The organism is Streptomyces sp. McG3, assembly GCF_018619185.1.
In the GTDB taxonomy this organism is placed as follows: Bacteria; Actinomycetota; Actinomycetes; order Streptomycetales; family Streptomycetaceae; genus Streptomyces.
In genome coordinates this window covers 23687-37216 of sequence record NZ_JAAXYC010000008.1, presented here as the reverse complement: position 1 = coordinate 37216, position 13530 = coordinate 23687, and the positions used below count along the sequence as shown (strand labels likewise).

Here is a 13530-nt window from a genome sequence, read left to right as displayed (position 1 = left end):
CCCGCGAGCCCGGCATGATCCGAACGAGAGGCCCTAGGTCACCACGGTCAGGACCGTCACCATCGTCACCGCGGAGATCGCCGCCTGGAGGTTGCGGATCGCCTCACCCACGCTCACGCCCGCCCAGTGCCCCTCGGCGATGTCGGCCATGCGCGGGGCGACCCGCTTCTTCGGCAGGCCGGGGAAGGCCTGGGGGTGCATGCCCGTGGCGTGCAGCAGGGCGACGAGGGAGCTGGTGCGGGCGTCCGGCTCGGCCCCGTGCAGCACCGTGGCGGCCAGCCGGGCGCGCAGCTCCCGCTCGACGGTTCCGTCGGCCTCCGGGTAGCGGCGCACGGGGAAGACGCCGAGGGCCCGGTGCTTCTCCTCGGTCACCAGGCCGCGGGCGCAGAGGCTCTCCACGACGTCCTGCGAGCCCTTGGCGTGGTCCCGGGTCAGCCAGTCGGTGACCTTGCGGCTGCTGGACGTCCCGTGGACCCAGCGCGCCAGCCGGTCGAGCCGTCCGTCCAGGAGCGGGTCGCCCGTCGGGGACGGGTCGAAGACCTCGACGCGGCCGCCCTTCACCGTGACGCGGCCCGCCATGACCAGCTCCAGGAGCATCCCGGCCGCCACGCCCCAGCGGGCGGCGGTCTCCCCCTTGGCCGCGCCGGTCGCGTCGTCCAGCGACAGCAGCATGATCTCTTCGCCCAGTGAGACGGCCATGGTGCGACTCCCCGATTCGTTGCGTGTTGACCGGACAGTAACGTGTCGACCGGACAGACGTGCGAACCCCGTCCGGGGTTGCTCAGGAGGCGAAACCGCTGCTCAGGAGGGTTCCGCTGCGGCGAAGGCGCCCCGGGCCAGCCGGTGCAGCAGGGCGGCGGTCACGGCGCGGCCGGGCAGGGCCTCGGGGCGGGCCAGGTGCGGGGTGGAGTTCAGCAGGCCGAAGACGGCGTGCACGGTGACGCGGGCCCGGTTCTCGGCCAGCGACGGGTAGAGGGCGCGGACGACGCCGACCCAGACCTCGACGTACTCGCGCTGGAGCCGGCGCACCCGCTTGCGGTCCGTGTCGCGCAGCCGGTCCAGCTCGCGGTCGTGGAGGGTGATCAGGGGGCGGTCGTCGAGGGCGAAGTCGATGTGGCCCTCGATGAGCGCGTCCAGGAGGGCCTCCGGGGAGCCGTCGCCCCGGGCGGCGTCCTCCGACACCCGCATGCGGCCGCCCTCCAGCAGCCGTTCACTGATGCCCACCAGGAGTTCGGCGAGCATCGCGTCCTTGCCCGGGAAGTGGCGGTAGAGGCCGGGACCGCTGATCCCGACGGCGGCGCCTATCTCGTCGACGCCGACGCCGTGGAAGCCGCGCTCGGCGAAGAGGCGGGCGGCCTCCCGGAGGATCTGCTCGCGGCGGGTGGGGGCCGCGACGCGGGCGGCGGCATGGGTGCTCATGAGGATTCATTCTAGACAGGGTCGTTAGCGCTCGTTAACCTGTGGGAAACGCGTTAACGATCACTAACAGCAGCGGTTGACTATCGCGGTACGGGCAAGGGGGCTCGACACGATGCAGCAGGCACCGGTCCTGGCGAGCGCGGCCGATCCCGCCTCGGAGGCCTGGCAGGCCAACGAGGCGGCTCATCGCGCGCTCTCCGACGAGCTGGCGGGACGCCTCGCCACGGCACGGCTGGGCGGGGGTGAGAAGGCGCGGGCCCGTCACGAGGCGCGCGGCAAGCTGCTCCCCCGGGACCGGGTGGACACCCTCCTCGACCCGGGCTCACCCTTCCTGGAGCTGGCCCCGCTGGCCGCCGAGGGGCTGTACGGGGGCGCGGCCCCGGCCGCCGGGGTGATCGCCGGGATCGGGCGGGTCAGCGGCCGGGAGTGCGTGATCGTCGCCAATGACGCGACCGTCAAGGGCGGCACGTACTACCCGATGACCGTGAAGAAGCACCTGCGCGCCCAGGAAGTGGCGCTGGAGAATCGTCTCCCCTGCCTCTATCTGGTCGACTCGGGCGGCGCGTTCCTGCCGATGCAGGACGAGGTCTTCCCCGACCGGGACCACTTCGGCCGGATCTTCTACAACCAGGCCCGGATGTCGGGGGCCGGCATTCCACAGATCGCGGCGGTGCTGGGCTCCTGCACGGCGGGCGGGGCGTACGTCCCGGCGATGAGCGACGAGGCCGTCATCGTCCGCGACCAGGGCACGATCTTCCTCGGCGGCCCGCCGCTGGTGAAGGCCGCCACCGGCGAGGTCGTCACGGCGGAGGAGCTGGGCGGCGGCGAGGTCCACTCCCGTACGTCGGGGGTCACCGACCACCTCGCGGAGGACGACGCGCACGCCCTGCGGATCGTCCGCAACATCGTCGCGACCCTCCCGGACCGCACCCCGCTCCCCTGGTCGGTCGAGCCGGCCGAGGAGCCGAAGGTGGACCCGGCCGGGCTGTACGGGGCCGTGCCCGTGGACTCCCGGACGCCCTACGACGTACGCGAAGTGATCGCGCGCGTGGTCGACGGCTCCCGCTTCCAGGAGTTCAAGGCGGAGTACGGGCAGACGCTGATCACCGGCTTCGCCCGCATCCACGGCCACCCGGTCGGGATCGTCGCGAACAACGGGATCCTGTTCTCCGAGTCGGCCCAGAAGGGCGCGCACTTCATCGAGCTGTGCGACCAGCGCGGCATCCCGCTCGTCTTCCTCCAGAACATCTCCGGCTTCATGGTCGGCCGGGACTACGAGGCGGGCGGCATCGCCAAGCACGGCGCGAAGATGGTCACGGCCGTGGCCTGTACCCGGGTGCCGAAGCTGACGGTCGTGGTCGGCGGTTCGTACGGCGCGGGCAACTACTCGATGTGCGGCCGGGCCTACAGCCCCCGCTTCCTGTGGATGTGGCCGAACGCCAAGATCTCGGTGATGGGCGGTGAGCAGGCCGCCTCCGTGCTGGCCACCGTCAAGCGCGACCAGCTCGGCGACGACTGGAGCGCCGAGGACGAGGAGACGTTCAAGGCCCCGATCCGCGCCCAGTACGAGACCCAGGGCAACGCCTACTACGCGACCGCCCGGCTCTGGGACGACGGTGTGATCGACCCCGTGGACACCCGGCAGGTCCTGGGCCTCGCGCTCACGGCCTGCGCCAATGCCCCGCTGCCCCAGAAGGACCCGGCCGGGCCCGGCTTCGGCGTCTTCCGGATGTGAGGAACAGATGACGATGTTCGACACCGTTCTGGTCGCCAACCGCGGCGAGATCGCGGTCCGGGTGATCCGGACCCTGCGGGAGCAGGGGGTGCGCTCGGTCGCGGTCTTCAGCGACGCGGACGCGGACGCCCGGCATGTACGTGAGGCGGACACGGCGGTCCGGATCGGCCCGCCGCCCGCGTCGGAGAGCTATCTCTCGGTGCCCGCGCTCCTGGAGGCGGCCCGCCGCACCGGCGCGCAGGCCGTCCACCCCGGGTACGGATTCCTCGCGGAGAACGCCGAGTTCGCCGCCGCCTGTACGGACGCGGGGCTGGTCTTCATCGGCCCGCCCGCCTCCGCGATCTCCCTCATGGGTGACAAGATCCGGGCCAAGGAGACGGTCGCGGCGGCCGGAGTGCCGGTGGTCCCCGGGTCCTCCGGGAGCGGCCTGACCGACGCCCAACTGGAGGAAGCGGCCCGGGAGATCGGCACCCCGGTGCTGCTGAAGCCGAGCGCGGGCGGCGGCGGCAAGGGCATGCGCCTGGTCCGCGACGCCTCGGTGCTGGCGGAGGAGATCGCGGCGGCCCGCCGCGAGGCACGGGCCTCCTTCGGCGACGACACCCTCCTCGTGGAGCGGTGGATCGACCGGCCGCGCCACATCGAGATCCAGGTGCTGGCCGACACCCACGGCAACGTGATCCACCTCGGCGAGCGCGAGTGCTCGCTCCAGCGCCGCCACCAGAAGATCATCGAGGAGGCCCCTTCGGTCTTCCTCGACGAGGAGACCCGGGCGGCGATGGGCGAGGCCGCCGTGCAGGCGGCGCGCTCCTGCGGGTACGCCGGCGCGGGGACGGTGGAGTTCATCGTCCCGGGCGACGACCCCGCCTCGTACTACTTCATGGAGATGAACACCCGCCTCCAGGTCGAGCACCCGGTCACCGAGCTGATCACCGGCCTGGACCTGGTGGAGTGGCAGTTGCGGGTGGCGTCCGGCGAGCGGCTGCCGTACGCGCAGGAGGACATCACCCTGACCGGGCACGCGATCGAGGCCCGCGTCTGCGCGGAGGACCCCGCCCGGGGCTTCCTGCCGTCCGGCGGTACGGTGCTGGCCCTGCGCGAGCCGCAGGGCGGCGGGGTGCGGACGGACTCGGGTCTCAGCGAGGGCGTGCCGGTGGGCAGCCTCTACGACCCGATGCTGTCGAAGGTCATCGCGTACGGCCCCGACCGCGCGACGGCCATCCGCAAGCTGCGGGCGGCCCTCGCGGACACGGTCATCCTGGGCGTCCCGACCAACGCGGGCTTCCTGCGCCGCCTGCTGGCCCACCCGGACGTGATCTCCGGCGACCTGGACACCGGGCTGGTGGAACGCGAGGCGGAGGGCCTGGTGCCGGACGGGGTGCCGGACGAGGTGTACGCGGCGGCGGCCGCCGTCCGCCGGGAGGCGCTGGAGCCCCGGCCGGACGCGGGCGGCTGGACGGACCCGTTCTCGGTGCCGAGCGGATGGCGGACGGGGGGTGCGCCGGCACCGCTGCTCTTCCCGCTGCGGGTGGCGGGCGCGGACCCGGTGACGTACGGCGCTCCGGCCTCCGCGACGGTCACGGACGACCGGGTCACGGTCGAACTCGACGGCACGGTGGGCCACTTCCACCGCTCCGGGGACTGGATCGGCCGGGACGGCGACACCTGGCACGTCCAGGACCACGATCCGGTGGAGGCGTCCCTGAGCGGGGCGGGCCGGAGCGGGGCGGACACCCTGGCGGCCCCGATGCCGGGCACGGTCACGGTGGTGAAGGTCGCCGTCGGGGACGAGGTCGAGGCGGGGCAGAGCCTGCTCGTGGTGGAGGCGATGAAGATGGAGCACGTGATCTCCGCCCCGCACGCGGGGACCGTCACCGAGCTCGACGTCACGGCGGGCGCGACGGTCGCGATGGACCAGATCCTGGCGGTAGTGGTCCCCGTCGCGGCCGAGGAGGGCTCATGACCCCGCGCACGCTTCCCATGACCGTCCCGGCCCCCGGACTGCCCGCCCGGGTCAGGATCCACGAGGTGGGGGCGCGCGACGGCCTCCAGAACGAGAAGGGCACCGTTCCGACGGAGGTGAAGGCGGAGTTCATCCGCCGCCTGGCGGTGGCGGGCCTGTCCACCATCGAGGCGACGAGCTTCGTGCACCCGAAATGGGTGCCCCAACTGGCGGACGCGGAGGCTCTGTTCCCCCTCCTCGGGGACATCGCGGACGTGGGTGACGTCTCCCTCCCGGTCCTCGTGCCGAACGAACGCGGACTGGACCGGGCGCTGGCGCTCGGGGCCCGGTCGATCGCGGTGTTCGGTTCGGCGACGGAGACGTTCGCCGCACGCAATCTGAACCGGACCGTGGACGAGTCGCTGGCCATGTTCGAGCCGGTGGTGGCCCGCGCCAAGGCGGAGAAGGCCTATGTGCGCGGCTATCTGTCGATGTGCTTCGGCGACCCGTGGGAAGGCGCGGTGCCCGTGGCCCAGGTGGTCCGGGTCGCGAAAGCTCTGATGGACCTGGGCTGCGACGAGTTGTCGCTGGGCGACACGATCGGGGTGGCGACGCCGGGCCACGTGACGGCGCTGCTGACGGCGCTGAACGACGCGGGTGTGGCGACGCCCTCCATCGGCGTCCACTTCCACGACACGTACGGCCAGGCACTGTCCAACACCCTGGCGGCGCTCCAGCACGGGGTGAGCACGGTCGACGCCTCGGCGGGCGGCCTGGGCGGCTGCCCGTACGCGAAGAGCGCCACGGGCAATCTCGCCACCGAGGACCTCGTGTGGATGCTCGACGGCCTCGGCATCGAAACCGGCGTCGACCTGGACGAGTTGACCGCCACCAGTGTCTGGCTGGCCGGACACCTGGGCCGGCCGAGCCCATCGCGCACGGTCCGCGCCCTGGCCCCTTCCTCTTCCTCCTCTCCCACCTCCCACAAGGAGTGAGCTACCCATGTCCCTGGACCACCGGCTGACCGCCGAGCACGAGGAACTGCGCCGCACGGTCGAGGCGTTCGCGCACGACGTGGTCGCGCCGAAGATCGGCGACTTCTACGAGCGCCATGAATTCCCTTACGAGATCGTCCGCGAGATGGGCCGGATGGGCCTGTTCGGGCTGCCGTTCCCGGAGGAGTACGGCGGCATGGGCGGTGACTACCTGGCGCTCGGGATCGCCCTGGAGGAGCTGGCCCGGGTCGACTCCTCGGTGGCGATCACCCTGGAGGCCGGGGTCTCGCTGGGCGCGATGCCGCTGCACCTGTTCGGCACGGAGGAGCAGAAACGGCAGTGGCTGCCGAAGCTCTGCTCGGGCGAGGCGCTCGGCGCGTTCGGCCTGACCGAGCCGGACGGCGGCTCGGACGCGGGCGGCACCCGGACGACGGCCGTGCTGGACGAGGCCAGAGACGAGTGGGTGATCAACGGCTCGAAGTGCTTCATCACCAACTCCGGGACGGACATCACCGAGTTGGTGACGGTGACGGCGGTGACCGGCCGCAAGGAGGACGGCCGCCCCCGGATCTCCGCGATCATCGTCCCTTCCGGCACCCCCGGCTTCACGGTCGCCGCCCCTTACTCGAAGGTCGGCTGGAACGCCTCGGACACCCGGGAGCTGTCCTTCGCCGATGTCCGCGTCCCGGCGGCGAACCTGCTGGGCGAGGAGGGCCGGGGCTACGCACAGTTCCTGCGGATCCTCGACGAGGGCCGGGTCGCGATCTCGGCGCTGGCCACGGGCCTGGCGCAGGGCTGCGTGGACGAGTCGGTGAAGTACGCGGCCGAGCGCCACGCGTTCGGCCGGCCGATCGGCGCGAACCAGGCGATCCAGTTCAAGATCGCCGACATGGAGATGCGCGCCCACATGGCCCGGGTGGGCTGGCGCGACGCGGCCTCGCGGCTGGTGGCGGGCGAACCGTTCAAGAAGGAGGCGGCGATCGCGAAGCTGTACTCCTCGACGGTCGCGGTGGACAACGCCCGCGAGGCGACGCAGATCCACGGCGGCTACGGCTTCATGAACGAGTACCCGGTGGCGCGGATGTGGCGCGACTCGAAGATCCTGGAGATCGGCGAGGGGACGAGCGAGGTGCAGCGGATGCTGATCGCGCGGGAGTTGGGGCTGCCGGGCTGATCTGCCGCAGGTGGTCCGATCGCCGCCGCCCCGGCCGCCGTGGAGGTGCTCACGGGGGCCGGGGCGGCGGCGATCAGCGGGGGACCCGTCAGCCGGCCGAGGCGGCCGCCGCCTCCTCGATGAGGTCGGTGACCGGGCCGGGCTGCGAGGCGAGGGAGGCGTGACCGGCATCCAGCTCGATCGTCCTGCGCGGCTGCATACGGGACGCCATGCGGCGCTCGTTGTCGGGGTGGATCATGCGGTCGGCGGCGGAGACCTGGTACCACGTGGGCTTGGACCGCCAGGCCGGGGCGGTGACGTTGTCGCCGAACGTCGAGGCCAGCGGCGCCTTCTGCGTCACCGCCATCACCCGTGCCTCCTCCTCGGACAGGTCCTGGGCGAAGCTCTCGTGGAACTTGTCCTGCTTGACCCACAGGTAGCCGTCGGAGTCCGGGGCGAGGTTCTCGAACGCCGCGGGGGGCTTCTCCTGGCTGATCTGCCCGGGGCTCTCACCGGCGTCCGGCGCGAACGCGGCGATGTAGACGAGTCCCGTGACGCCCGGCAGGTCGCCGGCCTCGGTGATGACCGCGCCACCGTAGGAGTGGCCGACCAGGACCACCGGTCCGTCGATCTGCCGGACCATCTTGCGGGTGCGCTCGGCGTCGTCGGCCAGGGAGGTCAGCGGGTTCTCCACCGCGTGCAGGGAGCCGAAGCCGCGGCGGTGCAGTTCGGTGATGACCTTGGCCCAGTGGGCGGCGCCGCCCCAGAAGCCGTGGACCAGGACGATCGCGGGTTTGTCAGCCATCGGGCGGAGCCTTTCGAGGGGGTGACGTGGCACAAGCCGTTCATCCCCAGCAGACGCCCGTCCGCCCGTATCCCAGAGCCCCCGAGAAGCGGATGCGCGGCGCGCCGGGGCGGGTCGGCTGCCGGGGCCGGTAGCGCAGGTCCTTCCAGCCGGTCGTCAGGCCCTCGACCTCGACGATCGCGTCGCGCGGCACGGTGATGCTCGCGTTGCCGGTGCCGAGGCTCAGCTCGATGTCGATGACCGGGTATTCGATGATCGCCCGGGACAGATCCAGGCGCACCCGCCCGAAGGCGGACTCGACCTTGAGGACGCGGGGCACCCGCCATGCCCCGCGCCGCTTGATCCGCCCGCCGGCGGCGGCGATCGTCGACGTGGTGCCCGGGTCCTCCGCCGGGAGCGAGTCGAGCGCCACCGCGAGCTCGCCCCGCGTCGTGGCGGCCAGTACCCGGCCGAGGCGCTCGTCCATCTCCTCGTGCGAGATGTGCTCCTCGGCGTACGCCTCCCGCACGCGCCGCACGGCGGTCTCGCGGTCTTCCTCGCTCACGCGCGAAACGGCGTTTCCCTGGGGTGAGTTCACCACTTCACCTTAGTGCGGCCCCGGCCGCACGGACATGGCCGGCGGAACCCCGGCATCAGGAGACCGACGCCCCGGCCTCCTGGCGATCGTCGTAGTCGGCGCGCGCCTTCGCGATCTCCTGCTGATGGCTCTCGGTCCAGTCGACCAGGGACCTGATCGTCGTGTGCAGCGTCGCGCCCAGCTCCGTCAGCTCGTACTCCACGCGGGGCGGGACGACGGGGTAGACCGTGCGCCGCACCAGGCCGTCGCGTTCGAGCTGGCGCAGGGTCACCGTCAGCATGCGCTGGCTGATGCCTTCGATCAGCCGGCGCAGCTCGGAGAAGCGCAGCGTGCGGCGTTCCAGGTGGGCGATGGCGAGGAGCGACCACTTGTCCGCGACGCGGTCGAGGATCTGCCGCACCTCGCATCCCTCGCGGACGTCCCACTGGCTGATGTCGTAGTCCTGGCCGACGCCGGTATGCGCGCAGTTACTCGGTGACTTCGAAGTGCCTTCTTCCATACCTCCCCACGGTGCCGCAAGCTTCGAGTGGTTACAAGAGAGAACCGACCAGCACTTCGGTAACTCGCTGTCAGGCAGCTCCGCTTGCCGCCTCCGCCCACCCACAACGTCGCACGCGACCGCCGTCGCGGTGCCTCGCCATGCCTGTTTCGTCCGCGCACAAGGAGAAGTCCCGTGTCCTCATCACCATCCCTTCCCCGACCGAGCAGTGACCGCATGAGCGGACGCGCCTGGGGCGTGCTGCTCGTCCTGTGCGGCGCGATCTTCCTGGAGGGCATCGATGTGGCCATGCTCAACGTGGCCCTGCCCGCGATCCGCGAGGATCTGGACCTGTCCACCGGCACGCTCCAGTGGGTGATGAGCGCGTACGTCCTGGGCTACGGCGGTTTCATGCTGCTGGGCGGACGGGCGGCCGACCTGTTCGGCCGTCGCCGGATGTTCCTCCTCTGGCTCGTGGTGTTCCTGCTCTTCTCCGGCCTGGGCGGGCTGGCCACCGAGGGCTGGATGCTGATCGTCGCCCGCTTCGTGACGGGTATCGCCGCCGCCTTCATGACCCCGGCCGGCCTGTCGATCATCACCACCGGCTTCCCGGAGGGGCCGCAGCGCGACAAGGCCCTGCTCGTCTACGCCGGCACCGCCGCGGGAGGCTTCTCGATCGGGCTGGTCGTCGGCGGGCTGCTCTCCGCCATCGACTGGCGCTGGGTGTTCTTCGCCCCGGTCATCCTCTCGTTCGGCATCCTTCTCGCCGCGCTGAAACTCGTCCCCGCCTCGCCCCGCCCGGAACGCACGGGACAGGGTGTCGACCTCGCCGGAGCGGTCACCGTCACCGCCGGGATCCTGCTGCTGGTCTTCGGCGTCGAGCGGGCCACGCACGTCCCGGCCGTCTGGACCGTCGCCACGGTCGGCGCGGCCCTGCTCCTCTTCCTGGCGTTCGTCCTCATCGAGCGCGGCGCGTCCTCACCGCTGGTGCGCCTGGGCCTCTTCCGCGGCGGGGCGCTGGTCCGCGCCAATGTGTCGGGGCTGCTGTTCGCCGCGGGGTTCTTCGGCTTCCAGTTCATCGCCGTGCTCTACCTCCAGGAGTTGCGCGGCTGGTCGTCCCTGCAGACCAGCTTCGCGCTGATCGTGATCGGCGTGGACGCGGTCCTCTCGCCGCTCCTCACCCCGAGGCTGGTGGCCCGGTTCGGCAACGCCCGGGTCATCTTCGGCGGACTGCTTCTCGCGTCGCTGTCGTACGCCCTGTTCCTGCCGATCGCCGCGGACTGGACGTACGCGGCGATGTTCCCGGGCCTGCTCCTCCTGGGCTTGGCCTTCTCCCTGGTCTACGGGCCCCTCACCATCGTGGCCACCGACGGCATCGCGGAGGAGGAGCAGGGTGTGGCGGGCGGGCTGCTCTACACGTCCTTCCAGTTCGGGGCCGCGTTGGGGCTGTCAGCGGTGGCGGCCGTCAACATCGGCGCCACGGAGGGAACTTCGCCGGCCGCCCTCCTCGACGGCTACCGGGCGGCCCTGGTTGTCCCGCTGGCCGCCGCCCTGACCGCCGCCGCCGTCAGCGCGTTCGGTCTCCGCGCCCGGCGGACGGCGGCCGGGGGCGGCCCCTCCTCCGGCGACAGCGGTCAGGGTGACGGGGCCCCACCGAGCGCGAACACCGCCCCGGGAGGCGTCGAGCGACCCGCCGCGGTCGGCGCCTGAACACGTCGGAGGGAGGGGGAGGGGCCGGCGCCCACCGTCGTACGCCGGCCGCCCTCCCCTTCCCGTGTGGTCGACACCTCTCGCGCGCGTCCGGCGGACTCCCCTCACGAGTCGCCGGAGCAGACGAGGCGTCACACCATCCCCTATCAAGCAAGGCTAGGCTAACCTTCCTTCGGATCGCACCCGCCGGAAGCCGGGCCCGTCCGTCCGCCGCTCCGGCCCGTCCCGGAGGAGCCCCCGTTGACGCCGACGACCGCCACCGCCCACGAAATCGCCCCGTTCCGGCTCTTCGACCTGACCGTTCTGCGGACACGGCGGCTGGGCCCGTCCGTCCTGCGGATCACGCTCGGCGGGCCGGGTGCCGAAGGCTTCAGCGGCGGGGGCCGCGACCAGAGCCTGTCGATCCTGCTGCCCCGCCCGGGGCAGCGCGAGGCCGTGGTTCCGGCGGGCGGGGGCGAGGCCTGGCACGAGAAATGGCGGGCGCTGCCCGAGGGCGAACGGGCGGTGACCCGTTCGTATGCCGTACGGGCCCAGCGGCTGCGGGCGGACGGTTCCACCGAGGTCGACCTCGACGTCGTGCTGCACGACGCCGGCGGCCCGGGCTGCCGCTGGGCGCTGGCGGCCTCCCCCGGCGACCGGCTCGCGGTACTGGGCCCCACCGCGGCGGACAACGCCACCGTACGCTTCCGGCCGCCCGCCGACACGGACTGGGTGCTGATCCGGGCGGACGAGACCGCCCTGCCCGCCGCGGCCGCCGCCCTGGAGTGGCTGCCCGCGGGGCTGCCGGCCCGGGTCTGGCTGGAGATCCCGCGCACCGAGGACCGGCAGGCGCTGAACACCGCGGCGAAGGCCCGGATCAGGTGGCTCGTCCGGAGCGAGGGGGCCGTCTGCGGCGTGGAGACCGTGCGCGCCGCCGAGTTGCCCGGGGGCACTCCGTACGCGTGGATCGCGGGCGAGGCGTCGGGGGTGCGGGCGCTGCACCACCATCTCGTCCACGAGCGGGGCTTCGGCCATGAGCGGGTGACGTCCTCCGCGTACTGGCGGCGCGGCCTCCCCGAGCAGCAGGCGTAGAGAGCGGAAGCGGCGCCCGCCACCGCCGGTGGCACCTCGGACCAGCCACTCTCAAGGGGCTTGCGTGACCAGCCAGGACGCTCACCGACCGGCCACGGGTCAGGACCGCTCCGAGGTTCACCCGTTCCGGTGGCCGTCCCCGGAAACGCCGCCCGACGGTGCCGGGCCACCCATGATCGCCCCGGTGATCACCCACCGCACACGCCCTGCCTCCGGGCGCCGTGGAGCTCGGGCCGTCAGTCCCGGCGTGGCTGTGACGGTGACACGCAGCGATATGCGTAACTCTGAGTCATGGAGCGCGAGTAGCGCGAGCCAGGCGAAGTGCTTTCACTGGAGGCGAAAGAGTGTCACGTCAGCGTCTGAGGCTGGGAGTACTGGCCCTTGCGGCACTGGTTCTGTCAGGTCCCGCGGTTGCCCCGACCGCGGCGGTAACCTCCTGGCCGGTCACAACGAGCATCCATGGGCCGGCCGTCCTGGCGGGTCCGTCGGCCGACGAGGACCCGGGCTTTCTCCAAAGGCGTCAGAGGGCCCAGGCCCAGGGGCTCATCGACGCCGACGGCAGGGTCCCGGGACGTCAGAGCGAGGGGAGTCGCGCATGGCCACACGATGACACGGGATACCGCATCCAGCCCCGGGACCTGGAGTTCCTCGGGCTGACGCGGCAGCAGGTCAGCTGGTGGCGGCACTATCAGGCTCCGTTGGGTACGACTCCCCAGCAGTTCAAGCGCATGTCGGCTTCGCTGTTCCAGGTCCTGTGCTCCGCCTGCGAGCGCCCCCAGGACTACGACGTACGACTCCAGGGATCATGGGCGTTCTTCTTCTCGGGCCGCCACAAGGACTTCCCGACCGAACGGGACCTGGCAGGACAGCCGGTCGCGTCGGCGAGGTTCCAGGAATGGATGGGCTCCACACCTCCCGCCGAGCGCCCGGCGCGCCGCCCGTTCGACGCGTTGCACAAACTGGGGATGCTCGACGAGAACGCGAAGCCGTTCGGACCCAGCGACGGAGACTTCCACATCTCGTCCGACCTCATGGTGGCCGAGGCCCGCGCGAAGTGGGATGAGCTGAAGAGCGCAGGAAAGCTGAGCGATGAGGACATCCGCAAGGGATTCATCCATCAGAAATACAGCTTCATCAACCGGACGGCGGTCCGGGAGGCCTTCCCGGACCTCGAAAAGTGGTCGACCGTATGGGAGGAGCGGCTGGGCCGGGCCATCGCACCGTCGCTGTTCCCCAGCTCCGGGCCTCCCGACAAGTCCCAGGAAGGGAACGGGGTCTCCACTCACTACCGGGACTCCGACTGGGTGGTGACCAACCCCCCGAAGCACTGACCCGGCTCCGTCCCGGCCTGCCGGGACGCGGTTCACACCCCTGACCTGAACGCCGTACACGCCCCTCGGCCGCCGCCGCTCCCGCTCCGACGGGAGCGGCGGCGGCCTTTCGCGTGCGCGAGCGCCCGCACCGACGAGCTCCGTTGCTCCCTGCCGAGCATCCCTCAAGAGCTTGCGTGACCAGCGAAGACGCCCACTGCCCGGCCTTGGAGACAAGGAGGGCGGAAATCAGACAACCGGTGCACCCGGGGGGACCGGAGGAACGATCGAGTTCAAGGTTAGGTTAGGCTCGCCTTACATAGATGTCGCGCCCTCGT

General features: G+C 71.9%; 12 protein-coding genes. 7 read left to right on the top strand and 5 right to left on the bottom strand.

What is annotated here, in order from left to right; translation table 11 throughout:
• Positions 1-33: 33 nt before the first annotated feature.
• Together HET64_RS02660 and HET64_RS02655 are read right to left on the bottom strand one after the other, a co-directional pair.
• Positions 34-699: a GPP34 family phosphoprotein gene (locus HET64_RS02660; protein WP_215101779.1), complete on the bottom strand. Its 666-nt coding sequence runs from the start codon at positions 697-699 to the stop codon at positions 34-36.
• A gap of 102 nt (positions 700-801) precedes the next feature.
• Positions 802-1419, bottom strand: a complete 618-nt coding sequence (locus HET64_RS02655; protein WP_007452780.1) for a TetR/AcrR family transcriptional regulator — start codon at positions 1417-1419, stop codon at positions 802-804.
• A gap of 112 nt (positions 1420-1531) precedes the next feature.
• Between HET64_RS02655 and HET64_RS02650 the strand changes: the two genes are divergently transcribed.
• The 4 genes from HET64_RS02650 to HET64_RS02635 are packed head-to-tail and all read left to right on the top strand — an operon-like array spanning position 1532 to position 7262.
• Positions 1532-3154 (top strand): carboxyl transferase domain-containing protein, encoded by a 1623-nt coding sequence (locus HET64_RS02650; protein ID WP_215101777.1) that lies wholly within the window; start codon positions 1532-1534, stop codon positions 3152-3154.
• Between the two features lie 7 nt (positions 3155-3161).
• A complete protein-coding gene (locus HET64_RS02645) occupies positions 3162-5114 on the top strand; it encodes an acetyl/propionyl/methylcrotonyl-CoA carboxylase subunit alpha (protein ID WP_215101775.1) in 1953 nt (650 codons plus the stop codon).
• Entirely contained in the window at positions 5111-6088 is a 978-nt protein-coding gene (locus tag HET64_RS02640; protein ID WP_215101773.1) for a hydroxymethylglutaryl-CoA lyase, read from the top strand. Before HET64_RS02645 ends, HET64_RS02640 begins: the two co-directional genes overlap by 4 nt.
• Positions 6089-6095: 7 nt before the next feature.
• The gene (locus HET64_RS02635; RefSeq protein ID WP_215101771.1) at positions 6096-7262 is read left to right on the top strand and encodes an acyl-CoA dehydrogenase family protein; all 1167 of its coding nucleotides are present in this window, start codon (positions 6096-6098) and stop codon (positions 7260-7262) included.
• 88 nt (positions 7263-7350) lie between these two features.
• Here the strand turns inward: HET64_RS02635 and HET64_RS02630 are convergent, their stop codons facing one another.
• The 3 genes from HET64_RS02630 to HET64_RS02620 all read right to left on the bottom strand — a co-directional run bounded on the left by HET64_RS02630 (position 7351) and on the right by HET64_RS02620 (position 9122).
• Positions 7351-8046, bottom strand: a complete 696-nt coding sequence (locus tag HET64_RS02630) for an alpha/beta hydrolase (RefSeq protein WP_215101769.1) — start codon at positions 8044-8046, stop codon at positions 7351-7353.
• 40 nt (positions 8047-8086) lie between these two features.
• The gene (locus HET64_RS02625; protein WP_374105530.1) at positions 8087-8590 is read right to left on the bottom strand and encodes a DUF1707 domain-containing protein; all 504 of its coding nucleotides are present in this window, start codon (positions 8588-8590) and stop codon (positions 8087-8089) included.
• Positions 8591-8678: 88 nt separating this feature from the next.
• The gene (locus HET64_RS02620) at positions 8679-9122 is read right to left on the bottom strand and encodes a helix-turn-helix domain-containing protein (RefSeq protein ID WP_215101765.1); all 444 of its coding nucleotides are present in this window, start codon (positions 9120-9122) and stop codon (positions 8679-8681) included.
• Between the two features lie 216 nt (positions 9123-9338).
• Between HET64_RS02620 and HET64_RS02615 the strand changes: the two genes are divergently transcribed.
• From HET64_RS02615 to HET64_RS38655, 3 genes are all read left to right on the top strand, one after another.
• Positions 9339-10811 carry an MFS transporter gene (locus HET64_RS02615; RefSeq protein ID WP_215101763.1) on the top strand — a complete coding sequence of 491 codons (1473 nt, stop codon included), beginning with the start codon at positions 9339-9341 and terminating at the stop codon, positions 10809-10811.
• A 240-nt stretch (positions 10812-11051) separates the two neighbouring features.
• A complete protein-coding gene (locus tag HET64_RS02610; protein WP_215101761.1) occupies positions 11052-11882 on the top strand; it encodes a siderophore-interacting protein in 831 nt (276 codons plus the stop codon).
• Between the two features lie 698 nt (positions 11883-12580).
• The gene (locus HET64_RS38655; RefSeq protein WP_251144673.1) at positions 12581-13213 is read left to right on the top strand and encodes a hypothetical protein; all 633 of its coding nucleotides are present in this window, start codon (positions 12581-12583) and stop codon (positions 13211-13213) included.
• Positions 13214-13530 lie beyond the last annotated feature (317 nt).